The following is a 1,326-nucleotide window of genomic DNA, read 5'->3' as shown; positions in this document are numbered from 1 at the left end:
CGCCGCTGCCGATGCCTGGGGCGCCACGTCCGCCCAGGCGCGCTCGCTGGTGCTGCTGAAAATCGCCGACCGCATTGAACAGAACCTGGAAGTCCTGGCAATCACCGAATCCTGGGACAACGGCAAAGCCGTGCGTGAAACCCTCAACGCCGACATCCCGCTGGCCGCCGACCATTTCCGCTACTTCGCCGGTTGCATCCGCGCCCAGGAAGGCAGCGCCGCCGAGATCGATGGCAACACCGTGGCCTATCACATCCACGAACCGCTGGGCGTGGTCGGGCAAATCATCCCCTGGAACTTCCCGATCCTGATGGCCGCCTGGAAACTCGCCCCGGCCCTGGCCGCCGGTAACTGCGTGGTGCTCAAGCCTGCCGAGCAAACCCCGCTGGGCATTACTGTGCTGATGGAGCTGATCGGCGACCTGCTGCCGCCGGGCGTGCTGAACGTCGTTCAAGGCTTCGGCAAAGAAGCCGGCGAAGCCCTGGCCACCAGCAAACGCATCGCCAAGATCGCCTTCACCGGCTCGACCCCGGTCGGCTCGCACATCATGAAATGCGCCGCCGAAAACATCATTCCGTCTACCGTGGAGCTGGGTGGCAAGTCGCCGAACATCTTCTTCGAAGACATCATGAAGGCCGAACCTTCCTTCATCGAAAAAGCCGCCGAAGGCCTGGTGCTGGCGTTCTTCAACCAGGGCGAAGTCTGCACCTGCCCTTCCCGCGCGCTGGTGCAGGAGTCGATCTACGACGACTTCATGAAAGTGGTGATGAAGAAAGTCCTGTCGATCAAACGTGGCGACCCGCTGGACACCGACACCATGGTCGGCGCCCAGGCGTCCGAGCAGCAATTCGACAAAATCCTGTCGTACCTGGAAATCGCCAAGGGTGAAGGCGCCGAGCTGTTGACCGGCGGCAAGGTGGAAAAACTCGAGGGCAACCTGGCGACCGGGTATTACATCCAGCCGACCCTGCTCAAGGGCACCAACAAAATGCGCGTGTTCCAGGAAGAAATCTTTGGCCCGGTGGTGAGCATCACCACCTTCAAGGACGAAGCCGAAGCCCTGGCCATCGCCAACGACACCGAGTTCGGCCTGGGTGCCGGCCTCTGGACCCGCGACATCAACCGCGCCTACCGCATGGGCCGCGCCATCAAGGCCGGTCGTGTGTGGACCAACTGCTACCACCTGTACCCGGCGCATGCCGCGTTCGGTGGTTACAAGAAGTCCGGCGTCGGCCGTGAAACCCACAAGATGATGCTCGATCACTATCAGCAGACCAAAAACCTGCTGGTGAGCTACGACATCAATCCGTTGGGCTTCTTCTAAAC

General features: G+C 61.6%; 1 protein-coding gene. It reads left to right on the top strand.

Annotated features, from left to right (window positions below):
* On the top strand, positions 1 to 1,324 hold a 1,324-nt coding region (locus FHL16_RS33725; RefSeq protein ID WP_077750544.1), incomplete at its 5' end, for an aldehyde dehydrogenase family protein.
* Between the last annotated feature and the right edge of the window lie 2 nt (positions 1,325 to 1,326).

Source organism: Pseudomonas sp. FSL W5-0299, from assembly GCF_005930655.1.
Lineage (GTDB): Bacteria > Pseudomonadota > Gammaproteobacteria > Pseudomonadales > Pseudomonadaceae > Aquipseudomonas > Aquipseudomonas mandelii.
The sequence above is the reverse complement of the archived record's forward strand: the minus strand, read 5'-3'. Positions and strand labels throughout refer to the sequence as shown.